Raw genomic sequence first — 24,233 nt, forward strand, 5'->3', positions numbered from 1 at the left:
TTTAATCGTTAATCTTTAAAATATCTATTTTTTATACTTTATCTGTAATTCATTTGTAACATATTCTTGTTACAATTTTTTATGAAAGAAAAAATATACGTAATAGATACTAACATCATCTTACAAAACTTACAAAATCTCTATAAAATATCACAAAATAAAACTAACCACATAGTAATACCTGAGACTGTTTTACTTGAACTTGAGGACAAGAAAAAACTATCAAATGAATTAGGATATTATGCAAGAGAATTTGCAAGACTTTTGGCTTTGATGAAAATAAAAGAAATTGATTATAAAACTGGCTTTAAAGTTGTAAAACTTTTTAATGATGAAATTAATATTGATATTATTTCAAAAGATGTTTATGAAACAGTAATAGAACAAGTTCATTTATCAGAAAGTAATGATAAAAGGATTATCGAAACGGCTTGTGTTGCAAGAGATTATTATAAAGGTGCTAAAACTATTTTTTTATCTCTTGATGTTTACGCTAGGACTTTTGCTTTATTTAAAGGTATCAAAACAGAAACACTTCATGATGATAAATCTACACTTCCAAAATTTGGTTTTGTAAAAACTATTGAACTTGATTCTTCAAAATTCAACTCTTTGAATAATAAAAATATTTTAAAAATTGATAAAGAGTATGAAAAAGAAAACTTTTCATATATTTTCAATAGTTCTGATGGAAATAGTGAATATGCAATTATTTATAATGATAGAATTGATACTTTAAAAACTACAGACTTTAAAGCTTTAAAAGTTAAACCAGTGAATCTAAAACAAAAATTATTTACAAAAGCTATTATTTCAAATATGTTTGAATTATTAGTGATTGATGCAAAAGCAGGAAGTGGTAAAACACTGATGTCAATTGTTAGTGCTATGAGATTAATAGATTTAGGCTTTTATGACAAAATTGTATATGTAAGAAATTCAATTGAATCACTAGATAAAGGTGAAGATATTGGATATTTATCAGGTAATGATGAGAAATTTAGAATCTATAATATGGCTGTTCAAGATACATTAGAATTTATAGCTAAAAAACAGCTAAAAAAAAGTGAGAATAAAGATAATCTTCAATCAATAGAAACAAAAATTTCCGAACTCCAATCTAAGTATAATATTGAAACTCTTTGGCCAGGAGAAGCTAGAGGACGAACATTAAGTTCAGCTATTGTTATTATGGATGAATGGCAAAATAGTAGTGAAAAAACTACACAACTGATTTTATCAAGACTTGATGAATCTTGTATGGCAATTGTAATTGGTTCAAATAGACAAATAGATAACTTATATTTAAATAAATATAATAATGGTCTTACTACACTTCTAAAACAAACAAATGAAACTCATCCCGAATTAAAAATATTTGCAATAGAATTAGATAAAGCAGTAAGAGGTAAATTTGCCCAATTTACTGAGAGAATATTTGAAAAAAGAAAAGATTGATGAAAAGTAGAGCTATTATGTTCTACTTTTTAGAACAACTTCCTTTTCCACCACATCCACAACTACCGTCTTTTGTAAATATTTTTTTCAAAATAAAAGCTAGTGCGAGAAAGCCTATTGCATAAATAATATATTCTTCCATATATTTTCCTTAATGATAATAATTATTAGTATATTATATTATTTATAATTAAATTACAATTAATACATAAAATTAAGGAATAATCAAATCAAGAAGAATATAATACTACATATTAAAAAAGGAAATGAAAATTCAAAATAGATTAATAAACGACACTATATATAATCATATAGAATATACAAAATTAGAAGATAAAATTCTACAAACAAAAATAGTAAATAGATTGCAGTTTATAACGCAAAATGCATTGGCTTATTTTTCATATCCATCGATTACTACTAAAAGATTTATACACTCTCTTGGTACTATGCATTTGGCTTCTTTTATGTTTAAAAACTCACTTTTAAATGCTGATAAGATTACAAAGAATAGTTTTTTATCATCTTTGAAAAAAGCTATTGAACAGATTATTAAAGAAGAAAATCTAAATCTTGATTTAAAAGATATGGTTTATTTTGATAATAAAGCTTTATATCAATTCAGTATTCCAACTAAATCAAAATCACACTCAACTGCTTATACTGTGATTTTACAAACTATTAGAATCATAGGATTACTTCACGATGTTGGGCATTTACCTTTTTCTCATCAAGCTGAGAATGCTTTGAAAAAAGTTTATACAAAAATAAAAAACAAAGAATCAAATCAAGAAATTTTAGTAGAAAAAGAGATTGAATTTAAAAATAATTATGAAAAAATTACAAATAATTCAAAAGAAGTCTTACATGAAGCCATTGGGAAAGAGCTTTTATCTTTATTATTTGATTATGAATTAAATGATTTCTTAAAAAAATCAAATGATAAAAAATATATAAAACTAATAGAAAAACTTTCTTTATGTATTTTAGAAGAAAAAACTATTTATGGTTTTGATTTCAAAGTTTTACATAGATTTATTGATAGTACAGTTGATGCTGATAGATTGGATTATGTAAATAGAGATATGCTTGCAAGCGGTTATATTACAGGACCAAATGATCATATAAGAATAACAAAACAAGCTGTTTTAGTTCAAGAAAACAAAAAATATCACTTAAGTTTTTTTGATATGTCTTTAATAGATATTGAACATATGTTAGAAATGAGATTTAATCTTTATAAAAAAGTGATTTTTAATCATGGGATTGCAAAAACTGATACATTACTTGAAAATGTAATTGAATATTTAGCAGACAAGTATTTTAAAAATCCTAAAATGGATGAAAAAGTATCAGATAATATTTCTATGCTTTGGAATTTTCATAATAGAGATATAGAAAAAAAACTAGATACTATTTCTATGTTAGATGAAAACTGGTTAATTTCACTATTTAAAAATGAATATTTTTTAATAAAAGAAAAAGATGTTTTAAGTTCAGAAGACAAAAAATATCTTTACTCTTTTGAAGAAGTATTATTTGGAAAAAGAAAGTTTAGAAGTCCTTGGAAAAACTTAAATGAATTTTATAATGTTTTAGAGTTTTCAACAGTTCAACGATATAAATTTAGAGAAAGTTTTGGATATATAAAAGGAAATAAAGCAAAAAAACTTCAAAATGCTTTGGATAAATTTATAACAAAATGGGAAAAAAGTGAGGATAAACTATTTTTTGCATATCAAATAGTTTCTTTTAATCTTGGAATTGAAAAAGAGTTTTCTTTTTACGATGGAGGAGAACTTATAAATATAGATGAGATTTCAACATTAAGAAAAAGACTTAAACAATCAATGCAAAATACAGTTCCATTTTATATTTATTCTAATAAAAAAGTTTTAAATGAAGAGATGAAAAAAGAACTAAGAGAAATTTTATTTAATATTTTTGGTGATTAAATAATATTTACCAATTAAAGAAAGGAAACACTGTGGATTTAACGGAAATTAGAGGAAAATATACTACAAAAGCTTTGGATATTGAGCATTTAGATAAAAACCCATTTAAACAGTTTGAAATATGGTTTAAAGATGCAATCAATGAAGAAGTATCCGAACCAAATGCAATGATTCTAGCAACTGTAGGAAAAGATATGATGCCAAGTGTACGTGCTGTATTGCTTAAAACTTTTGATGAAAGTGGTTTTGTATTTTTTACAAATTATAAAAGTAAAAAAGCAGCTCAAATAAAAGAAAACCCAAATGCAGCAGCACTATTTTCATGGATTGATATGGAAAGACAAGTAAAAATTGAAGGTTCTGTTGAAAAAATTTCAACTGCTGATTCTTTGAAATATTTTCTTTCTCGTCCAAAAGGAAGTCAAATTGGTGCTTGGGTTTCACATCAAAGTAGTATTATTACTTCAAGAGGTTTGTTGGAGCAAAAATTTGATGAAATAAAAAGAAAATTTTCAAAAGGCGAAGTTCCATTTCCAGACTTTTGGGGTGGATATATAATCAAACCTTTAAGAATCGAATTTTGGCAAGGAGGACAAGATAGACTTCATGATAGATTTCTTTATGAAAAAGATGAAAAAGGTTCTTGGACTATCACAAGATTGGCACCATAATATTACATTTTGTAATATATTTTAATAATTTATAAAAAAATTGTTAAAATACTTCTATAAAAAAAGAGGAGTATTATTATGATTTTAGGGAAATGCCCTTATTGCGATGGCAATGTAATAGCACGAAACTTTGTAGCACAAGGTAAAAAAATAAAATTATATACTTGTGAAAATGCAAAAAAAGAGTATGATGAAAGTGAATCTTTTGTATTTACAGCTGATTCAACTTGTACTTTTAGAGTATATTCAAATGCTTTCTTGAGATGGAACAAAAGAAGTTTTAGCCAATATGAAATGAAGAAATTACTTCAAGATGGACAAGCGACAATTAGATTACATGGAAGAGCTGGTACTAGTGAATATTTTAAATATGTAATACCTGATAAAGAGTATGGTGTTTCTATTTTATGGGATGAAGAAGTAGAAAAAGAAGATTCCCAAGTATAGTATGGTTTAAAATATTCATTAGCTAAAAAATAAATAAAAAGGATAAAAAATGAAATTATTTCATAAAATAATTACAAGTATAATGTTAGTAGCATTTTCAACAAGCTTAAGTTTAGCAGCACCTACACCAACAAATATAAAAGAACAATCACCACAAGGTATATACCTTTCAGCTGTAGAAACATATGATTTAGTAAAAAAAGATGCTAATAAAATCTTATTTATTGATGTAAGAACACCTTATGAATTGGTTTTTGTTGGTTCAACACCAATGATGGATAAAAATATTCCTTTTACATTAGTATCTGCTAAGAAATGGGATGAAAAAAGAAAAAGTTATGCTGGGGAATTAAATAAAAATTTCGTAAAAGATGTAGAAACTGCACTTAAAGCAAAAGGTTTAAGTAAAAAAGACCAAATTATCTTTATGTGTAGATCAGGATCTAGAAGTCTTAAAGCAACTAAACTTATGGCAAAAGCTGGTTATATGAATGTAGCTACTGTTGTTGATGGTTTTGAAGGTGGAAAAGATAAAAAATATAAACAAAGAACTACAAATACAGGATGGAAAAATACTTGTCCTGCAAATTCTTGGGGATATAAAAATTATAAAGAAAAAATGTATTTTCCAAAAGAAAAAATTTAAAAGAGATTTAAAAGTAGGAACTTATTTTCTAAGTTCTTACTTTTTCACTTACATTCTACATTTTTTAAAATAGCTTCTTCTTTTTTCAAGTGGATACAATCTTCTTTTTTTACAATACTATCATTTATTTTAGCATTCCAAAAAATCACACCTTTTATATTTAAATCACTTAAATCAACATCTCTAAAAGTTGCATACGCTGCACCTGCATTTTGAAAATCTGTATTTTCAAATGAAGTTTCTAAGAAAGTTGCTGACCAAATAGAAAGATTGGTACATTTTACATTTTCAAAATTTGTATTTGAGAAATTAGTACCTTTAAATGTAGTATTATGACATTTTATATTTATAATATCTGCACCTGTTAAATTTGATGCTCTTGCATTTGTATTCTGCATATTTGTATTTGTAAGATTTACACCCCACATATTTGCTTTTACTAAATTTGTATTTTCTAAGTTTGCATAGCTTAAGTCACTTCCGCTTAAGTTAGATTCACTTAAATCTTTTCCACTTAAATTTACGCCTGTTAAATCACACTCTTGACAATCGTTAGTTTTCAATAACTTATCTAAATGCTCTTGATTAAAAGCAAATAATGAAGAAATTAAAAATGTTACTATTATTAGATATTTCATAATTCTTCCTATTTTACATTTTTAACAAATTCTAAAAATTGTGATTCTCTAGTTCCACCAATTTTTTTTGCTAATAGTTTCATTGAACTAGCCTCACTAAAATAAAAAGTTGGAATACCAATAAATTTATATGGTAATATCTTCTCATCTTCTTTTATATCCATAACAACAGATACAAAGTTATCATTTATAAAAGATATAATTTCTTTATCTTTTAAAACTTTTTTCTTCATATAATTACACTCAGGACAAGTAGGTGTTGAATACATAATCATAAGTTTTTTATTTGAATCAATTGCTTTTTGTTTAGCTGTAGATAAATCTTTTTCAAAGTTAATTGAACCTGCAAAAAGACTTAGTGTAAATATTAAGATTAAAAATAATAGTTTCATAATACTCCTTTTACTTAAATTATATTACAAATAAGTAAAAAAAGTATTAAATCAAAAATTAGTCGTTTCTAGAAGTAGTTTCTAATAAATGGAATCCAAATTGAGTTTTAACTGGACCATGTACCACATTTATAGGATCATTAAATACAACTTTATCAAATTCTGGAACCATTTGACCTTGGTGAAAATTACCTAAATTTCCACCATCTTTTCCTGATGGACATTGAGAATGTTCTTTTGCAAGATCTTCAAATTTTTCTCCATTTTCAATTCTTTGTTTTAATTCATTACATAATTCTTCGCTTTCAACTAATATATGTCTAGCAGATGCTGATTTCATATTTTACCCTTTTTTTAAAATTCCGAAATACTAACATAAATTAATATTATTTCTCATAAATCTTAAAATATTTACCTTTAATTCTACCATTACTTAGACCTTCTAAGGCTTTTTTCACAACTTCTTTTTTAACAGCTACATAAGAGCAAAAATCTAAAGAATTAATTTTCCCAATATCATCTTTGGCTAATCCAACACCTGCTGTTAAAGCACCTAAAATATCCCCTGCTCTAACTTTTTGTTTTTTACCACCATTTATGAATAATGTTCTATAGTCACTATCAATTTTATAGTCTAAATCATCATTTAATTGCTCTACTCTTTCAAATTGTAAAGTATCAAATTCTTCTTTTAAATCTTCAACTTTATCTTCTTCATCAGGAGTAAATAGTGAAATTGCTAAACCACCCTTACCTGCTCGTGCAGTACGACCAATTCTATGTGTATGCGTTTCAACATCTCTTGCTAAATCATAGTTTATTACTAAATCAATATCATCAATATGTAAACCTCTTGAAGCAACGTCTGTTGCTATTAAAATTGGATAAGATTTATTTGAAAAGAAAATAATAGTTTCATCTCTTTGTTTTTGTTCTAAATCAGAATGAAGTGTTAAAACATCAAGTCCTAAATCATATAAATCATCACTTAATGCATCACATTGAATTTTTGTATTACAAAAAATAATTACTGATTTTGCTTTATTTTCTGAAATTAGTGCAGGAATAATTGATGTTTTTACATCATCTTTTGTTTCATATAATTTTTGATCAATGATTACTTTTTCTTCATTTTCATTTTTTATATTAATTGGATTTTTTGTAACAAATTTTGCTAAATTATCAATATTTTCTTGATAAGTTGCAGAAAATAACATAGATTGTCTATTTTTTGGAAGTACTTCAATAATTTTACCTATGTCTTCTAAAAATCCCATATCAAGCATTTTATCTGCTTCATCTAAGACTAATGTTTTTACTTCTTTTAAATCTATATTTTCTTCATTTATGTGTTTTAAAATTCTTCCAGGAGTTCCTACAACTATATGTGCTCCATGGAAAAGTGAAGATACTTGAGGTCTATAAGCAACTCCACCGCAAAGTGTTAAAACTTTTACATTATGAATATGTCTTGATAGTTTTCTTATTTCTATTGCAATTTGATTTGCAAGTTCTCGTGTTGGTGCCAAAACGATTGATTGGATTCTAAATCTTTTAACATCAAGTTTACATACTATTGGAATAGAAAAAGCTACAGTTTTACCTGAACCTGTTTTTGCTTGTGCTATTACATCTTTTTCATCTAATAAAAAAGGTAAAGATTTTGCTTGTATTTCAGTCATCTTATCAAAACCTAAAGAATCAAGGTTTGATAAGAACTCTTTTGAAATGTTTAATTGTGAGAATTTTTCATCTTCTTTGATATTTGTAGAAATGATAAAGCCTTTTTGTTGTTTTTTTGATATTATATCTAAAACTTAGGCTTCATCTTAAATTTATTTATTTTTTATCAATTCTTTTAAATATAAATGAAATACCAATTGCTATAACTATAACAATTCCTATTCCTACATATTTAAAATCATCAGCAACAGCTAAGATATACTCACCAGCTGCATAAGAACCATAACCAACTACAACAGCCCAAATAATAGTTGCAAATACGTTATAAATACTAAACTTTACTGATGAATATTTTGTTAATCCCATAGCAAGAGGAATTAATGTTTTAATACCATAAATATATTTTTGAACAAAAACAACGAGTGAACCATATTTTCGCATCATTATATGTGCAAGTGCTATTTTTCTTCCATAATTTTTCATCATATCTTTTGCATATGATTTATTTTTTCTAGCTAAAAAGAATAAAAATTGATCACCTATAAAGTTTGCACTAGCAGCAACAGCAATAGAAATATATAGATTTAAATCACCTGCAAATGATAAAACACCTGCAACAATCAATCCTACAAACCCTCCACCAAAAGAGTATGCAAATAAAGCTATATATCCCCAATCTTTAATTAATGCTTCCATTAATTAACCTTAATATCAAAAAATTCTAAAGCTTCAATAACATCATCGTCATCTAATTCAAATACTTCTTCTTTGATATATTCTTTAGTTTTATTAATAATAAACTCTTTAACTTGAGCTCTTGTTTTTACAATATCATCAATTAAAACAAAACCACTAAATTGAATTTCATTATCATAACAAAGTAATACACCATCACAATGTTCTTCAATAAACTCACTAATATCTCTATATTTAATCTCTAAAGCACTTGCATGCCATCCAAATTCTTCTAAGATTGAATCTTCAAAGATTTCAACTCCATCACTTTGGTGATCAAAATAAAGCATATTTTGAGCATTCATTCCTATAATATTTTGCCAATTCATTACAGGTTTGATTTTACACATTGTTCCTGTTACAAAAGGTTTATATTTTGCAAAAATATCATTTGATAAAGATTTAATATCATTTATATCTTCTTTTTTTTCATAATCTTCATTTACATAAATAATTGCTTTATTTTTAGGAACTTCTTCATTAATATAAACATTTCCATCAATGTCTACATTAATCTTATTTTTTACATTTTTCATTTCTAAAAAAGGTGTCATATCAATATTTAGTTCTACATCTTTTATATTTATTTTTCTCATACTTATTTAATCCTATAGGTCTTTTAGCGATTTTATCAAAAAGAGTATTAAACAAAGAATTTTTATGCTTATTTCTTGTTAAATATTTGAATTTTACAAAAAATAATGTTTTTTTTACAATTCTTAAAGTTTAATTATATATAATCTAATAAGCTTATATTTTGATAAAAAGGATATATATTGCCATTAAAAAAATATATACATAATTTTTTCAATAAAAATAAGATAAAAACCCTTTTTTTAGTAGATATTTTATATATGAAAGATATTAATGCCATTTATAATTTTAAAAATGGTGACTATATAATTAAACAATTAAAACAAATACTTAAAAATCAAATAATCACATTAATTAAAAAAGAAATTGGTAAAAAAATAATAATAAATTTAACAAATACTCATGTTGATGTTTTTGCGTTAACAATATATAAAGATCTCTCAATTGACGATATTTTAAAAATAAAAAACCTAATTTTTGAACAAGTAATTAATCATCCTTTTAAATTAATAAATAAATTTTCTTCAATAAATATAGATATAACCATAGGATGTTCAAAAAGTAGTAATCAATTAATTAGAGTTTATGCAGAAAAAGCACTTCATAAAGCAAAACTTAATTTCGTACATTATATGTATTATGATGCCTATCTTTATGAAAACGAATCAATTAGTGAAGACTTAGTTGATATTTTAAATTATAATATAGAGCATAATTTAGTTGAACCCTATTTACAACCTATTATGGATAATACAACAAATAAAATTATAAAATATGAGGCATTAATGAGACTATTTGATGAAAAAGGAAATATTCTTATGCCTCAAATTTTTATTCATAAATCTAAAAAATGTAGACTATACCCAAAACTGATGGAACTACTAATAGATAAAATTGTTTTATATATTAGAAAATACAAAATACATATTAGTATTAACCTAGATTATACTGATATATTAAATCCAAATATTAAAAAATCTTTAATAAATAAAATACAAGAAAATGATGTAGGACCTTATTTAACAATAGAAATTTTGGAAAGTGAAAAAATTGCTAACTTTACTATTGTAAATAATTTTATTAGTGAAGTAAAAAAATATGATGTAAAAATTGCAATTGATGACTTTGGAACCGGCTTTTCAAATTATGAATATATATTAAACTTAAATGTAGACTATATTAAAATTGATGGTTCTCTTATCAAAAAAATTGATGAAGAAATATATTTAAATTTAATAAAAAGTATAGTTCAATTTTGTAAACAACAAAAAATAAAAGTTGTTGCAGAATTTGTTAGTGATTTAAAAATATTAAGATATGTAAAATCTATAGATATTGATTATTCACAAGGATATCATATTGGTAAACCTGCAACAATAAAAGATATAGTAGGAGAAAAAAGTGAAAAAAGAATTAAAAAAGATTACAGATATAACAATTAATAATCTTTTAAATAATGATGTAATTATGCCTTCAATTTATTTTGAAAACTTTAATAAAAATGCAAAAACTTTAAATATAGATATAGAAGATTCTTCATTTCAAAAAGAGTTAAATGAAATATTAATAGAAGATTTTAATTCTATTGAAATATATATGTATTCGATTCAAAAAAATGCTTCAATAATGGAAAATGTTATTAAAGCTTCAAAAAAAGCATTAATTCATAAAGATATTAAATCTCTTAGTGATATTTATTTACAAATAACAAAATTAGAAAATGAAGTAAAAGATCTAAATAATAAATTATTTATAGATGATTTAACCTCTTGTAATAATCGAAAATGGATATATAATAAATTTCTAAATAAAAAAGCTCAATTTAAGAATTCTGGAATTAGTGTACTTATTGATATTAGTAACTTTGACTATATTTATACTAAGTATGGAGAATTACTCTCTAATAACTTGATTATATTTATAACAAATTTTATAAGAAAAAAGTTAAAAGAGGAAAAAATAGATTTTGAAATAGCAAGATTATTTAATAGCCAATTTTTGATTTTTATTGATGAAAAAGATGAAAAAGAGATATCTAATTATATATTTAATATAAAACAATTACTAAAAGATACTATACTTGAAAGTAAAACAGGTTTAGTAATTAGAGCTGATTACAATTATGCAATTTCCAAATATGTTAAGAATCAGGACTCTAAAGAAGTTTTTGAAATATTATTTCAAGAAGTAAAATAAATGCTTATAAAGCTTTTTTAAGTAGCTTTATAAACTCCACTGCATTTTCATTATTCCAATCAACGCAAATAGTATTTGCCTCAATAAAGAGTTTTTCTTTATTGATACTTTCAATGTAACCCCTATCTTTTAATGTAACAATTCTTTGTGCCATTTCAAGTTCATCATGTATTACTGAATTTGGCATAGCTTTTGAAACTAAAATTCCATTATTATTATAATTTCTATTTGCATATATTTCTAAAATTAAATTTATTCCATATAAAAGTGCTGTATGTTTATTTGCTTCATTATTTGGAGTTGATAGAATCATTAATTTTATATTTTTATCAAAAGAAGATATTGCACTTAATATTGCTTTCAAAATATTCTCATCTTTCATCATATCATTATATAAAGCACCATGAGGTTTTACATAAGAAATAGCAGTTCCATGTAATTTACAAAAAGCATTTAATGCACCTAATTGGTATAAAATAATTGATTTAATCTCTTCTAAAGAGCAAACCATCGAACGTCTACCAAAACCTACTAAATCTTGATAGGAAGGATGAGCACCAATTGTAACATTGTATTTTTTTGCTAAGGCAACAGATTTATTCATATTTAAAGCATCGCTTGCATGATATCCACATGCTAGATTTGCCATATCAATAAGTGGCATTATTTCTTCATCATAACCCATTTTCCAAATACCAAAACTCTCACCCATATCGCAGTTTAATTTAATATTCATATTATTGCCTTGCATTATTCTTCATTATTTTAGCATATATTAAACTAAATTAATTAAATTAGCTATATAATAATAAACATAAGGAATAAAAATGAAAAAAGATGAAGCAATTCATAATGATAAAATATTAAAAGATTTTAACGATGCTAAAGCAATATTAAAAGATTTAAAAAACAATGTTACTATTTTTGGAAGTGCAAGAACTAAAAATGTTGACAAATATTCACTACTTGCACAAAAACTTGCTAAAAGACTTGCTAGAAAAAATATAAATATAATAACAGGTGGTGGTGCTGGAATAATGGGTGCTGCAAATAAAGGTGCTTTTAAAACTAAAAAAGCCCAATCTATTGGTTTAAATATTCTTCTACCTGAAGAACAGGTACCAAATCCATATACAACTAGAAATATGACTTTTAATTACTTTTTTTCAAGAAAATATATGTTGATTAAATATTCACAAGCAATTGTAGTATTTCCAGGAGGTTTTGGAACTTTAGATGAATTATTTGAAGTATTAACACTAGTTCATACAGGGAAATTAAATAAACTAAAACTATTTTTAGTTGGTTGCGATTATTGGAAACATCTAATGAAATTCTTTGAAAAAACTTTATATAAAAATAAAATGATATCAAAAAGTGATTTAAAGATTATTACATTAACAGATGATTTAAAACTTATAGAAAAAGAAATATCAAAACTAAAAATTTAGTTTTGATACATATGATATTTTGAATTCTCTTTTGCTTGTCTATTTTGAATAATTTTATATGTCTCTAGTGCTTTTTGTTTCTCACTTTCATTTACTATTGAGCTTTTATACTCTTTTATAATTGAATCAAGGACTAAAATATATACTATACTATTTAATTTTAAAGAGTCTTCATTTCTCATTAATTTATCTAAATCAATTGCATAAACTGCCTCTTGAAATGTATAAAAAAGTCTTTGTTTATTATCTTCTAGTCTATATGTATAACCTAAAATAGTAAGATAATTTTCTTCAAACTCAACTTTTAGAGATTCTTTTTCTAACATATTTGCATATTTAACTATAGTACTTTCACACTCTTTTACAATCATCTCAGTTTCCATAATCTTATTTTTAAAACTATATATATAATCTGAAATTTCATTTATCATTTTATTATTATCCTTTTCACAATTTTTTCATTATATAATGTTAAAATAAAATAAAATATAAATAGGATATATAAATGAAAAAAAGTACAATACTTGCATCTTTGATTTTAACTTCGAGTTTAACATATGCATTTGATTTAGGAAGTATTACAAAAGGTGTTATGGATACTGTTACAAGTGGAACAACAACTGATACAAAAACAAGTTCGACAACAACTTCAAGTTTAGATAATTCAACTGTGTCAAGTGGATTAAAAGAAGCTTTAAAAACTGGTGTTACGTATGCAGTTACTCAATTAGGTTCAAATAATGGTTATTTAAATAATGACCTAGTAAAAATTCCCTTACCTGATAATTTAGCAAAAGTTGAAACACTTTTAAGAAGTGCTGGTGGCGATGAAATGGCTGATAACTTAATCAACTCAATGAATAAAGCAGCAACAACAGCAGCTCCTAAAACTGCAAGTATTTTTGCAGATGCAATTGAAAAAATGTCATTAGAAGATGCACAAAAAATATTAGCAGGAAGTAATGACGCTGCAACTGAATATTTTAAAACAAATACAACAACATCATTAAAAGAAATGATAACTCCAATTATTCAAGAAACAATGAAAGAAAATCAAGTAGCTTCATATTACGATATAGCAAATGATTTTTATAAAAATAATGCAAAAAGTATGGTTGATAGTAGCGGTGTTATGGATATAGCTAAAAACTTTGGTGTTGATTCATATTTACCAGGAAGTTCAGACCAATCACTTGATGAATATGTTACAGATAAAGCAATTAGTGGATTATTTACAATGATTGCACAAAAAGAAGCAGAGATTAGAACTAATCCTGTAGCTCAAACAACATCACTTTTAAAACAAGTATTTGGAAACTAAAAAGGATAAATCCTTTTTAGTTTAAAAAACTGATGTAAGTATAAGGAAGGTAATCGCTGAAAATATTCCAGCAGCTGGTAATGTAATTATCCAAGCCATTCCAATAGGTTTCATTAATTCCCAATTTGTATTGTGATTTACTAAACCAACACCTAAAACAGCACCAATTAAAATATGTGTACTAGAAACAGGTAAACCAAAAACTGAAGCTAACATAACTACACCTGCTGCTGCTAATTCAGCTGAAAAACCTGAAGCAGGATGCATTTTTGTTAAATTGTGCCCTACAGTTTGAATTACTTCTTTACCAATAAACCATAAACCAACAATTAAAGCAACACCAAAAGTAAGCATAGCAATAGTAGGAACTGCAGCACTAGAACCTAATTCACCTGTTCTTAAAATATCTAAAATAGCAGCAAATGGGCCAATTGCATTTGCAATATCATTTGAACCATGACTAAAGGCAAAACCTGAAGCTGTAAATACTTGCATCCAACTGAACATTAAAAAAGTAGATTTATCTAAATCTTTACCTTTTAAAGTTTTAGCAAAAATAGCAGTAGCTAACCAAACAAATGCACCAATCATAGCGATAATAAGATAATTATCAATAGTTGATAATCCCATATCCATATGTTTTAAACCTTTGAATAATAACATTCCAGTAATTAACATTGCACCAAGAGCTGCAAATAAAGGAACATAAGTTTCAAGTGCTTTTGTAGCATTTATACTACCTTGTTTTTGTTCTATTTCATAAACTTTTTTATAATAATCTGATTCTAAATCATCAGGTTCAAAATCATCATCTTTTATAGTATGTGCATCTCTTGCCATTGAACTTGTGTATGAAAGTTGTTGTAATTCTGAAAGTCTTTCAAAAGATTTTTTATGAATTTTTTTAAGTTCTTTTTTCTCTTTTTTTATTGTTTTTAACTGATTTGAACTTTGATCATTATAAACTAAAATATATTTCTTAATTTGATAATATAATACATAAGATACTAAACCTCCCAATACTGGTGAAAGTACCCAAGAAAAAGCAATTGTTCCTATTTTATCCCATTTAACTAATGAAAAACCAGTATCAGCTCCACCAATTAAAAAACCTAAAGTAATAGAACTACCAACAATACCACCAATAATTGAATGTGTAGTTGATACAGGCCAACCTTTTTTTGTAGCAACTAATAACCAAAGAGCTGCTGCTAAAAGTGCGGACATCATTATATAAACAAATTGCATTGGTTCAACACTTATTTTGGATAAATCTACAATTCCCTTACGAATAGTTTTTGTAACCTCACCACCTGCAATAACTGCACCACTTACTTCAAAAATTGCGGCTACAATTAAAGCTTGTTTAATAGTTAATGTTCCAGCTCCTACACTAGTACCAAATGAATTGGCAACATCATTCCCACCGATATTAAATGCCATAAATATACCAAAAAGTGTTGCTAATACAAAGATAATAGTATGATTACCATTTGTATAAATAGATCCCCAATATAAAAAATATCCCACTGCTATAATAAAGCCTATTCCAAAGAATAAACTTAATTTTAAGTCAGCAGAACTAGTTGTACTTGACATAATTTCTCCTAAACATAATTTTATGCATTATAAAATTTATTTATTACATTTTAGTTACTAATTAAAAACAATATTTGATATAATTGTTTATAAAAAATTAGGAAGAATATGAATATAAATTACTACTTTAGTAAAGACAATATTATTAATAATATTGCAAAATATGAAACATATTATCAAGTAGCCCTTGGAATATTAATAAGTACAACAAACAAAAAAGAAATAGACCAAAACATACAATTAGAATATGCTTTAGGCTCTATTTATGAATTAATCAAAGATTTAGAAAATGAAAATATTGATGAGATATTTGAAATAGAGTTACAAAAACAAGCAGCAATGGATGCACTGCAACATTTTGCAAATGAAAATATCAAAGCAGTTAAAAATAAAGAAATTGATATAGAAAACAATGTAAATATAATAAATGACAATCTATTTTTTAATGATATTTTACTTGAAATTTGTGAAAATAGTTTTCCTACTCAAATAAAAAAATGGCAAACTATAATAAATGATGAAGTTTCAGATTCAATTATAAAATCTTTGGAATCTTTAGAAGAAAAATAAAGGGAAAATCCCTTTATTCTTTTTCATTACAAGCTGCTGTAAAAATAACATCAGTTGATGAATTTAAAGCAGTTTCTAGTGAATCTTGTACAACACCAATAATAAATCCAATAGCAACAACTTGCATTGCAATATCATTTGAAATACCAAATAAACTACAAGCTAATGGAATTAACAATAATGAACCACCAGCAACTCCAGAAGCACCACAAGCAGCAAGGGCAGAAATAACACTCAACAATAAAGCAGTTCCTATATCTACAGGTATTCCCAAAGTATGAACAGTAGCTAAAGTTAATACTGTAATAGTAACAGCAGCACCTGCCATATTTGTAGTAGCACCTAAAGGAATAGAAATAGAATATGTATCTTCATGAAGACCTAGTTTTTTACATAAATTCATATTAACGGGAATATTTGCAGCTGAAGATCTTGTAAAAAATGCAGTAATACCACTTTCTTTAATACAAGTAAATACTAAAGGAAAAGGATTCTTTTTTGTTTTTAAATATACAATAATAGGATTTGTGATAAAAGCAATAAATAACATTGTTCCAACTAAAACAGCTAAAAGTTTTGAATATGAAAGTAATGATTCAAAACCAGTTTGTGCAAAAGTATTAGCAACTAATCCAAAAATACCAAAAGGAGCAAGTCTAATAATAAATGTTACGATTTTAGTAATACCTGTTGAAACATCAAAGAAAACATTTTTTGTCTCTTTTGAAGAAAAATGCATTGCAAAACCAATAGCAATCGCCCAAACTAAAATACCAATAAAGTTACTAGTAACAAGTGCGTTTACAGGATTATCAACCATTTTAAACAATACATCTTTTAATACCTCAATAACAGAACTAGGAGGAGTTAAACTAGCACTTGCCCCATCCATTAAAACTATATTTACAGGAAATAGAAAACTAAAAACAACCGCTGTAAGTGAAGCTAAAAAAGTACCTATTAAATATAATTTGATAATAGGTTTAATATTTGTTTTAACACCAATTTCTTTAGTAGCAATAGCAGTTGCTACTAAAGTAAACACCAAAATAGGCGCAATAGCCTTAAGCGCTCCAACAAAAAGCGTACCCAATATCGAAACAGCCATTGCAGCCTCTTTTGAAATAAGTGCTACAACAACACCTAATACAATACCAATTATAATCTGAATAATTAAATTACCATTTAAGAATTTAGAAACTAAAGTAGAATTATCTTTCATCTTTATCCTATATACACGTAAATTTGTCTAAATAAAATTTAAACGCAAGATTTTAGCTAAAAGTGTATAAAATAAGGAAATTCAGTGAAATTAATGATATTATAAAATGTCAATTGAATATCAAAGATATACTCTAAAAGGAAATATTAAATGCAAGTAAATAAACATCATTATAAAATACTATTTATTGAAGATGAAAAAATCATAAGAGATAATTATGTAAAATATTTGAATATTTGTTATGATGAAGTTTATGAAGCTGATAATGGTGAAGAAGCATATAGACTTTATAAAGAAATTAAACCAGATATTATGATAATTGATATTCATATTCCTAAATTAAATGGTTTGGAATTACTAAAAAGAATTAGGAAAAATGATCATACTACTAAAGCAGTTATAATGACAGTGCATACTGATATAAATATTATGAGAGAATTAGCTTGTTTAAAATTAACTGATTATTTAATAAAACCAGTAAGTATTAAAGCGCTTAAATCTGCATTAAACAAAGTGGTCATAGAATTATCACAGTTTAAAGTAGTTCCCATAAAAAAAATACAATTAAAAGATGATTATTATTGGGATACAGAAGAAGAAAAACTTACTCAATATAGGAAAGCAATCATTTTAAGTAGTAAAGAAAAAAAGTTTTTTGAATGTTTGATATCAACAGTTAACAGAACATTTACTATCGAAGAAATTATTTCATATATATGGGAAAATTGTGATGAAGGTAATAGTAACGCACTAAAACAGATAATAAAAAACTTAAGAGCAAAATTACCAAAAGGTATTATAGAAAATGTCTTTGGAGTTGGTTATAGATTGAAAGTTGAGAACTAATATCAAGAGATACTGATAATATCAGTATCTCTTAAAATAAATTACTTAATAGGTGAAATTAAATCAGGATTTGTAACAAGATTTCTAACACCATGTGCGTGATCTTCTTTAAAAACATTACCTTTACACCATTGTCCAACAGTATCAATATTTACTTTTGCAACTTTAGGTCTAACACCCCAAGATACTTGGAAAGGAGAAGCTTTTTCATTATATCCAGGTCCTGTAGTTGATCCAGTATATGATACAGGTTTCCCAGTATTAGATGGAATATTAAGTGCTTGATTCACCCCATTTTTAACACCATATTTAGTTAAATCAGCAAAATCAAGAGCATTTTTATCATTAACTAATACAAATACTTGTGCTTCAACACGTAATTGTGGGTTTTTGATTGATTCACTTAAACATGACCCTAATGTAGGACCAGGATTAACTTTTGCAGTTGAATAAACATAATGAACTTCAATAGTATCTCCTGAACTTAAAGCTCCATGAGCACTACTACAAATATTATGATCAGTAGCTAATAATTCAGATGCAGTTAAACTACCAGAATATTTATATCCACTTTGATAACCATGACCATCTCCGTTTCCTGCATACTTAGTAAATTCTCCACCTTTATGCTCTGCATTTTTATGAAAATGAATATTACAAAGATTCATTTTTGAATATTCAGGTGCTATCCCAAATGTGATAGTATTTTTTCCCATTTTAGAATCAATATCACGAGGAGCTTGAGGACCAAAGCCTTTACCTTCTGTATTATGTGATAACATTGCTCTTTGTTCTTTAATCATACTATCTGTAGCCATATGATGCGTACTATGATGCTCTTGCGTAGCCGCCGTATGTGTACCATGTGGTTGTGTATGTACACAACCTGTTAAAACTGATAATGCAACAAATGCTACAAGTGAACTAATAATTTCTTTTTTCATATCTTCTCCTAAATATAATTTATAAATTATATTATGAACTAGTTAGAAAATAGTTATATTTTAAAATATTTTGTTCATGCTTTGTAATAGTTGTAGTTTTTTATTATTTAGTATTTTTGTAGATTTAAAGTAAAGTTTAATTTTGACAATTGAACCTAAATATAATAGGTGATTCAAGTCAAAATCAAACTTCAACGTAAGGGGACTGTGTACAAAAGCCTTTTCTATAAAGCTTTTGCAGTAATTCTATTTAATCTTTGTGCAAATGCAACAGCGTCAGTAATTTCCATACCTTCACTTAGTTTTGCTTGGTCTAATAATACCCATGAAACATCTGATACAAGTGCATCATCGTTTAAACCGTTTAACTTAGTTACGATTTCATGATCAGGATTAATTTCTAAGATTGGAGCAGAATCAGGCATTGCTTGACCCATTGCTTTCATCATTTGTGCCATTTGAGCCATTTGTGCATCACCTGCATCTTTTACAACACAAGATGGTGATTGAGATAATCTAGTTGTAACTCTTACATCAGTAACAGCATCACCTAAAATTTCTTTTATTTTTTTAGTAATGTCTTCAAATTTTTCTTCTACTTCTTTTTTATCTTCATCACTTTGCTCAACTTTTGGAGCTTCTGCTGTTGTAATATCTTTAAATTCCCAATCTTGGTAAGCACCATACATTGGAGTGATAATTTCATCAATTTCTTTATCATCTAAGATAAGAACTTCGATATTATTTTTCTTATATGCTTCTAACAATGGTGAGTTTCTTAAAATATTTTCATTCTCACCAACAATATAGTAAATTGCTTTTTGTTCAATATCAGCAGCTTCTTTATAAGCTTTTAATGATGTCATTTTATCTGAACTTGAAGATTTGAATCTAATTAATTCTAAAATTGCTTCTTTGTTTGTAAAATCTTGATAAGCACCCTCTTTTAAAGCTCTGTTGTATTGTTCAATAAATTCAGCATATTTTTCTTCATCTTTTGACATTTTTTTGATTTCATTTAAAATCTTTTTAACAGATGCTTGTTTGATATTTGCCATAACTCTGTTTTCTTGTAAAATTTCTCTTGAAACATTTAATGGTAAATCTTCAGAATCAATAATACCTCTTACAAATCTTAAGTAAGTTGGTAATAATTCTTTTTCAGAATCTGTAATAAATACTCTTTTAACATAAAGTTTAACACCTGGTTGATAATCAGCTCTATACATATCCATTGGAGCAGTTTTAGGAATATAGAAAAGAGTTGTATATTCGTTTACACCTTCGGCTTTTGTATGAATTGTAGCCATTGGGTCTTGTGAATCATGAGAAATTGATTTATAAAAAGCATTGTACTCATCAGCTTTTAATTTAGATTTTGGTTGCATCCATAAAGCTGTTGCTTCATTGATTTTTTCATTTCTATCTTCTATAGTTTTTTTAGCTTCTTTTCCTGCTTTTTCATCTTCTTCGCTTAAAGTTTCAGTAACTTCTTCTTTGTAAGAAAGGAAAATTGGGTAAGCAATATGATTAGAATATTTTGTAACAATATTTTCAATTCTCTCTTTAGTTGCAAATTCTTCTGCTTCTTCATCTTTTAATTTAATGTAAATAACAGTTCCTGATGATTCTTTAGTACAAGGTGCTAAATCAAACTCACCAGTACCATCACTTGACCATTTGTAACCTGTATCTTCACCAGCTTTTTTTGAAATTACATCAACATGAGATGCAACCATAAATACTGAATAAAAACCAACACCAAATTGACCGATTAAATTTGAATCTTTTTTAGCATCACCTGTCATTGCTTCAACAAATGATTTTGTTCCTGATTTTGCGATTGTACCAATTGAAGCGATTAAATCTTCTTCATTCATACCAATACCATTATCAATGATTGTTAAAGATTTATCTTCTTTATCAAAAGTAATTGTAACTTGTCCTGCCCAATCTTCTGGTAACGCTGATTTAATTTTTTCATCTGTTAATTTTAAGTAATTTAACTTATCAATTGCATCACTTGCATTTGATACTAATTCTCTTATAAAAATTTCTTTGTTTGAATATAATGAGTGAGTCATTAATTGTAAAAGTTGACCTACTTCTGTTTGAAATTGATGTTTTGCCATAAAAATCTCCTATATTTTTTAATATTATTAATGAAATTTTATCAAAACTTTATAAAAGGAAGCTAAAGTCTGAAGACAAATTAGCACTTTAAGACTAAAAGTGCTAATTTGTCTTTAGTAAATACTTACTAAACAATAAAAATATATACTATTTTTTATAGATTTACATTATAAAAAGGCATCAAAATGAAAGCAAAAATATTTAACAAAAGAAATTTATATTTCTTAACAACTGGATTAATAGTCATTTTAATTGGTTTAATTGGTGGAATAGTTGATATTATACAAACTCAAAATGTGATTGTTATTTCAGAACATTTGGGTTATCCATTATACTTTTTTACACTTCTTGGAGTTTTTAAAATTTTAGGTGCAATTGCTTTAGTATTACCAAAAAGATTTGATAACTTTAAAAATATCGCTTATATAGGTTTTAGTTTTGATTTTATATTTGCTTCATTTTCACATTTTAGTGTAGGTGATAGTTTTGCTAAAGTCGTATTTCCATTAATAATATTAGCTATTTTGGCTATTTCATATATCACAAAAGATAAATCTTAATTTATCTTTTGTGATTAAATTTATGATTACATAGACTCTACATCTATTATTTCTTTTCCTGATATTTTTTCTAGTTTTTGCTCTATTAAGCTTAAGAAATCTGCTTTATTTTTTTCATCCATATTATTCTCTAGCATTTCAATAATATATTTTATTCCATTTGCATTTATCTTTTTTACACTAGCTAAATAATGAACAAAAGAAATAATTTGTACATCATTAATAGAATATAATTTCTTCAACTCTTTTTTTTGAGGAAATAAACCTTTATCCTCATACATTTTAAGTGTTCGAACCTTTGCTGTTAAAAGTTCTGCTATGCTACTTAAAGGTAGCACATCTTTGTTATTATCTAATAGAGCCATTTTTTTCCTTTTTATAATTTTATAATTTTTTTTCTAAAATAAATACAGTTTTAGAAGTATCACTACTTTTTAAACTACATTTATAATCATTATTCTTTGACAAATTATTTACAATTGAAAGTCCCAAACCAAATCCACTATTTTTTCTATTTTTACTTTTTGAAATAGTAAAAAAAGGTTCAAAAATTTTATCTTTGAACTGAATTTTTATTTCTTCTCCATTATTTTGAAATAATATATTATTTTTTTCATTGGAAACTTTAATATAACCTTCTTTTGTATATTTAATAGCATTTTGCAATATATTTAAACTTATCTTTTTTAAATCTATTTTATTAAATTCTATTATAAAGTCTTTTTCAATATTATTAATTAACTCTATTTTGTTATTTGTCAATAATAAAGGAAATATTTCATTTTCTAAAAAATAAAAAAATAATATTTTTTCTTTCGATTTTTTTCTTTCCATTGATGAAATTAGACCTAACATATCCACTGTTAATTCATCTAAATATTTAATTTCCTTTTTCATATGATTTAAAGTAGAAGGCATTTTATCAGAAGAAATCAAGCCATCTTCTATTTCTTCTATATAGCCGTTTATTATCGTAATTGGTGTCTTAATATCATGAGACATAGAAATGAGTAAATTTGATAAATTATGATTCTTTTGTCTTAAATCTATAATTAATTCATTTAATTGATTTGAAAGAAAATTAATATCATCATTCATTTCTTGAACTTCAGTAATTAGGTGTTTACTTTCATTATGATTAAATTTTTGTTCTCTTATCTTCTCTAAACGTAATTCAATAAATTTAAATTTTTTTGATAAATATGTTCCTGAAAAAAAACTTAAAAATGCAATTATAGGTAAAACAGATAATACTGTTAATGTTATTTTAATTAACATAACACTACATATTGGTTTACCAATAATAACAAAAGTCATAACTGCTGTAAAAATCGATACAATAAGTCCTGCAATAGTTGATAAAAGTACTATAAAAGTTTTAATTTTCATCTATTTTATATCCTATTCCTCTTACAGTTTTTATAAGATTTTTTTCTTCATATTGACTAATTTTCTTTCTAATATTACAAATATGACTGTCAATTCCTCTTTCATCAATTTCACCTAAATAATTATCATAAATTAATTGTGCCAACTCTTGTCTTGTATAAACTCTATTTTTATTTTTAATAAATAAGGATAAAAGAAAATATTCACTAGGTGTAAAATTTACATTGTTATTATTAACTTTTATCTCTTTTGAAATATCATTTAAACTTAAAATACCTGAACTTATAATTTCTAAAGTGCTTAATTCATCTCTTCTTTTTAATAATGATTTTATTTTTAATGAAAGTTCTTTTGCTGAAAATGGCTTTGAAATATAATCATCTATACCGTATTCATACCCTTTTGTTTTAAACTCTTGTGTACTTACTGCACTAACCATAATAATAAGAGTTCTTTTACTTTTTTCTCTTATTGTTTTGCATAAGGAAAATCCATCAATAAAAGGGAGCATAATATCAAGTGTGATTAAGTCATAATCATTTTTTTCAATCTTGTAAAGTGCTTCTTTTCCATCAAAAGAAATATCAACATCATAAACTTCTTTGCTAAGTCTATTTTTAATAATATTTACAATTAACTCTTCATCTTCCACTATTAATATTTTTTTTTTCATATTTTCTTTTTATTTGATTTCATGTTTTCTTTTTCAATTATACAATTAATTTGCTAAAACACTTAATCTTTGATTATTATATATATTAATGCAATCTTCATATAATCTTA

The 24,233-nt window shown here is 25.5% G+C and carries 28 protein-coding genes; 12 read left to right on the forward strand and 16 right to left on the reverse strand.

Annotation, left to right across the window (positions count from 1 at the left end):
• Positions 1 to 81 precede the first annotated feature (81 nt).
• Positions 82 to 1,458 (forward strand): PhoH family protein, encoded by a 1,377-nt coding sequence (locus D9T19_RS04180; RefSeq protein WP_121627118.1) that lies wholly within the window; start codon positions 82 to 84, stop codon positions 1,456 to 1,458.
• 22 nt (positions 1,459 to 1,480) lie between these two features.
• On the opposite strand, the gene D9T19_RS14805 is transcribed toward D9T19_RS04180, so the two are convergent.
• Entirely contained in the window at positions 1,481 to 1,600 is a 120-nt protein-coding gene (locus tag D9T19_RS14805) for a FeoB-associated Cys-rich membrane protein (protein WP_121626951.1), read from the reverse strand.
• 124 nt (positions 1,601 to 1,724) lie between these two features.
• Here D9T19_RS14805 and D9T19_RS04190 point away from each other — a divergent pair, with 124 nt between their 5' ends.
• From D9T19_RS04190 to D9T19_RS04205, 4 genes are all read left to right on the forward strand, one after another.
• Positions 1,725 to 3,413 carry an HD domain-containing protein gene (locus D9T19_RS04190; protein WP_228197962.1) on the forward strand — a complete coding sequence of 563 codons (1,689 nt, stop codon included), beginning with the start codon at positions 1,725 to 1,727 and terminating at the stop codon, positions 3,411 to 3,413.
• A 32-nt stretch (positions 3,414 to 3,445) separates the two neighbouring features.
• Positions 3,446 to 4,084 (forward strand): pyridoxamine 5'-phosphate oxidase, encoded by a 639-nt coding sequence (gene pdxH, locus D9T19_RS04195; protein WP_121626952.1) that lies wholly within the window; start codon positions 3,446 to 3,448, stop codon positions 4,082 to 4,084.
• Between the two features lie 78 nt (positions 4,085 to 4,162).
• Entirely contained in the window at positions 4,163 to 4,531 is a 369-nt protein-coding gene (locus D9T19_RS04200) for a hypothetical protein (RefSeq protein WP_121626953.1), read from the forward strand.
• A gap of 49 nt (positions 4,532 to 4,580) precedes the next feature.
• The gene (locus D9T19_RS04205) at positions 4,581 to 5,177 is read left to right on the forward strand and encodes a rhodanese-like domain-containing protein (protein ID WP_121626954.1); all 597 of its coding nucleotides are present in this window, start codon (positions 4,581 to 4,583) and stop codon (positions 5,175 to 5,177) included.
• 44 nt (positions 5,178 to 5,221) lie between these two features.
• Here the strand turns inward: D9T19_RS04205 and D9T19_RS04210 are convergent, their stop codons facing one another.
• From D9T19_RS04210 to D9T19_RS04235, 6 genes are read right to left on the reverse strand one after another with little or no spacing between them, the layout of a single operon-like run.
• Positions 5,222 to 5,815: a pentapeptide repeat-containing protein gene (locus D9T19_RS04210; protein WP_121626955.1), complete on the reverse strand. Its 594-nt coding sequence runs from the start codon at positions 5,813 to 5,815 to the stop codon at positions 5,222 to 5,224.
• An 8-nt stretch (positions 5,816 to 5,823) separates the two neighbouring features.
• Entirely contained in the window at positions 5,824 to 6,207 is a 384-nt protein-coding gene (locus D9T19_RS04215; protein ID WP_121626956.1) for a thioredoxin family protein, read from the reverse strand.
• A 58-nt stretch (positions 6,208 to 6,265) separates the two neighbouring features.
• The gene (locus tag D9T19_RS04220; RefSeq protein ID WP_121626957.1) at positions 6,266 to 6,547 is read right to left on the reverse strand and encodes a peptidylprolyl isomerase; all 282 of its coding nucleotides are present in this window, start codon (positions 6,545 to 6,547) and stop codon (positions 6,266 to 6,268) included.
• A gap of 46 nt (positions 6,548 to 6,593) precedes the next feature.
• A complete protein-coding gene (gene dbpA, locus D9T19_RS04225; protein ID WP_322900268.1) occupies positions 6,594 to 8,015 on the reverse strand; it encodes an ATP-dependent RNA helicase DbpA in 1,422 nt (473 codons plus the stop codon).
• A 31-nt stretch (positions 8,016 to 8,046) separates the two neighbouring features.
• On the reverse strand, positions 8,047 to 8,586 hold the full coding sequence (locus D9T19_RS04230) for a DedA family protein (protein ID WP_121626959.1): 540 nt from the start codon (positions 8,584 to 8,586) through the stop codon (positions 8,047 to 8,049).
• Positions 8,586 to 9,221, reverse strand: a complete 636-nt coding sequence (locus D9T19_RS04235; protein ID WP_121626960.1) for a hypothetical protein — start codon at positions 9,219 to 9,221, stop codon at positions 8,586 to 8,588. Before D9T19_RS04235 ends, D9T19_RS04230 begins: the two co-directional genes overlap by 1 nt.
• Positions 9,222 to 9,401: 180 nt before the next feature.
• Here D9T19_RS04235 and D9T19_RS04240 point away from each other — a divergent pair, with 180 nt between their 5' ends.
• Positions 9,402 to 10,661: an EAL domain-containing protein gene (locus D9T19_RS04240; protein ID WP_121626961.1), complete on the forward strand. Its 1,260-nt coding sequence runs from the start codon at positions 9,402 to 9,404 to the stop codon at positions 10,659 to 10,661.
• Positions 10,621 to 11,415 (forward strand): diguanylate cyclase domain-containing protein, encoded by a 795-nt coding sequence (locus tag D9T19_RS04245; RefSeq protein ID WP_121626962.1) that lies wholly within the window; start codon positions 10,621 to 10,623, stop codon positions 11,413 to 11,415. The genes D9T19_RS04240 and D9T19_RS04245 overlap by 41 nt, the downstream gene beginning before the upstream one ends.
• Before the next feature lie 4 nt (positions 11,416 to 11,419).
• Here D9T19_RS04245 and D9T19_RS04250 read toward each other — a convergent pair whose 3' ends face one another.
• The gene (locus D9T19_RS04250; protein ID WP_162984541.1) at positions 11,420 to 12,151 is read right to left on the reverse strand and encodes a 5-oxoprolinase subunit PxpA; all 732 of its coding nucleotides are present in this window, start codon (positions 12,149 to 12,151) and stop codon (positions 11,420 to 11,422) included.
• Between the two features lie 91 nt (positions 12,152 to 12,242).
• Here D9T19_RS04250 and D9T19_RS04255 point away from each other — a divergent pair, with 91 nt between their 5' ends.
• On the forward strand, positions 12,243 to 12,866 hold the full coding sequence (locus D9T19_RS04255; RefSeq protein WP_121626964.1) for an LOG family protein: 624 nt from the start codon (positions 12,243 to 12,245) through the stop codon (positions 12,864 to 12,866).
• On the opposite strand, the gene D9T19_RS04260 is transcribed toward D9T19_RS04255, so the two are convergent.
• Positions 12,863 to 13,297: a hypothetical protein gene (locus D9T19_RS04260; RefSeq protein WP_121626965.1), complete on the reverse strand. Its 435-nt coding sequence runs from the start codon at positions 13,295 to 13,297 to the stop codon at positions 12,863 to 12,865. The genes D9T19_RS04255 and D9T19_RS04260 overlap by 4 nt on opposite strands.
• 74 nt (positions 13,298 to 13,371) lie before the next feature.
• Here D9T19_RS04260 and D9T19_RS04265 point away from each other — a divergent pair, with 74 nt between their 5' ends.
• Positions 13,372 to 14,187, forward strand: coding sequence for a DUF4197 domain-containing protein (locus tag D9T19_RS04265; RefSeq protein WP_121626966.1), 816 nt, complete (start codon positions 13,372 to 13,374; stop codon positions 14,185 to 14,187).
• Between the two features lie 21 nt (positions 14,188 to 14,208).
• Here the strand turns inward: D9T19_RS04265 and D9T19_RS04270 are convergent, their stop codons facing one another.
• Positions 14,209 to 15,786: an inorganic phosphate transporter gene (locus D9T19_RS04270; RefSeq protein ID WP_121626967.1), complete on the reverse strand. Its 1,578-nt coding sequence runs from the start codon at positions 15,784 to 15,786 to the stop codon at positions 14,209 to 14,211.
• A gap of 108 nt (positions 15,787 to 15,894) precedes the next feature.
• Here D9T19_RS04270 and D9T19_RS04275 point away from each other — a divergent pair, with 108 nt between their 5' ends.
• Positions 15,895 to 16,356 carry a hypothetical protein gene (locus tag D9T19_RS04275; RefSeq protein WP_121626968.1) on the forward strand — a complete coding sequence of 154 codons (462 nt, stop codon included), beginning with the start codon at positions 15,895 to 15,897 and terminating at the stop codon, positions 16,354 to 16,356.
• A gap of 13 nt (positions 16,357 to 16,369) precedes the next feature.
• Here the strand turns inward: D9T19_RS04275 and sstT are convergent, their stop codons facing one another.
• Positions 16,370 to 17,578, reverse strand: a complete 1,209-nt coding sequence (gene sstT / locus D9T19_RS04280) for a serine/threonine transporter SstT (RefSeq protein ID WP_121626969.1) — start codon at positions 17,576 to 17,578, stop codon at positions 16,370 to 16,372.
• Positions 17,579 to 17,728: 150 nt separating this feature from the next.
• On the opposite strand from sstT, the gene D9T19_RS04285 reads away from it, so the two are divergent.
• Complete coding sequence (locus tag D9T19_RS04285) at positions 17,729 to 18,424, forward strand: response regulator transcription factor (RefSeq protein ID WP_121626970.1); 696 nt, start codon at positions 17,729 to 17,731, stop codon at positions 18,422 to 18,424.
• Positions 18,425 to 18,465: 41 nt separating this feature from the next.
• Here D9T19_RS04285 and D9T19_RS04290 read toward each other — a convergent pair whose 3' ends face one another.
• Together D9T19_RS04290 and htpG are read right to left on the reverse strand one after the other, a co-directional pair.
• Positions 18,466 to 19,368, reverse strand: coding sequence for a delta-class carbonic anhydrase (locus D9T19_RS04290; protein WP_121626971.1), 903 nt, complete (start codon positions 19,366 to 19,368; stop codon positions 18,466 to 18,468).
• Between the two features lie 224 nt (positions 19,369 to 19,592).
• Positions 19,593 to 21,500 (reverse strand): molecular chaperone HtpG, encoded by a 1,908-nt coding sequence (htpG, locus tag D9T19_RS04295; protein WP_121626972.1) that lies wholly within the window; start codon positions 21,498 to 21,500, stop codon positions 19,593 to 19,595.
• Between the two features lie 186 nt (positions 21,501 to 21,686).
• On the opposite strand from htpG, the gene D9T19_RS04300 reads away from it, so the two are divergent.
• Positions 21,687 to 22,061 (forward strand): DoxX family protein, encoded by a 375-nt coding sequence (locus tag D9T19_RS04300; protein ID WP_121626973.1) that lies wholly within the window; start codon positions 21,687 to 21,689, stop codon positions 22,059 to 22,061.
• A gap of 26 nt (positions 22,062 to 22,087) precedes the next feature.
• On the opposite strand, the gene D9T19_RS04305 is transcribed toward D9T19_RS04300, so the two are convergent.
• Genes D9T19_RS04305 through D9T19_RS04315 form a run of 3 tightly spaced genes read right to left on the reverse strand, consistent with a single transcriptional unit; the run spans position 22,088 to position 24,123 of the window.
• Entirely contained in the window at positions 22,088 to 22,426 is a 339-nt protein-coding gene (locus D9T19_RS04305; protein ID WP_121626974.1) for a MerR family transcriptional regulator, read from the reverse strand.
• A gap of 19 nt (positions 22,427 to 22,445) precedes the next feature.
• Positions 22,446 to 23,450, reverse strand: a complete 1,005-nt coding sequence (locus tag D9T19_RS04310) for a sensor histidine kinase (protein ID WP_121626975.1) — start codon at positions 23,448 to 23,450, stop codon at positions 22,446 to 22,448.
• Entirely contained in the window at positions 23,440 to 24,123 is a 684-nt protein-coding gene (locus tag D9T19_RS04315; protein ID WP_121626976.1) for a response regulator transcription factor, read from the reverse strand. The genes D9T19_RS04310 and D9T19_RS04315 overlap by 11 nt, the downstream gene beginning before the upstream one ends.
• Positions 24,124 to 24,233 lie beyond the last annotated feature (110 nt).

Source organism: Poseidonibacter antarcticus, from assembly GCF_003667345.1.
Lineage (GTDB): Bacteria > Campylobacterota > Campylobacteria > Campylobacterales > Arcobacteraceae > Poseidonibacter > Poseidonibacter antarcticus.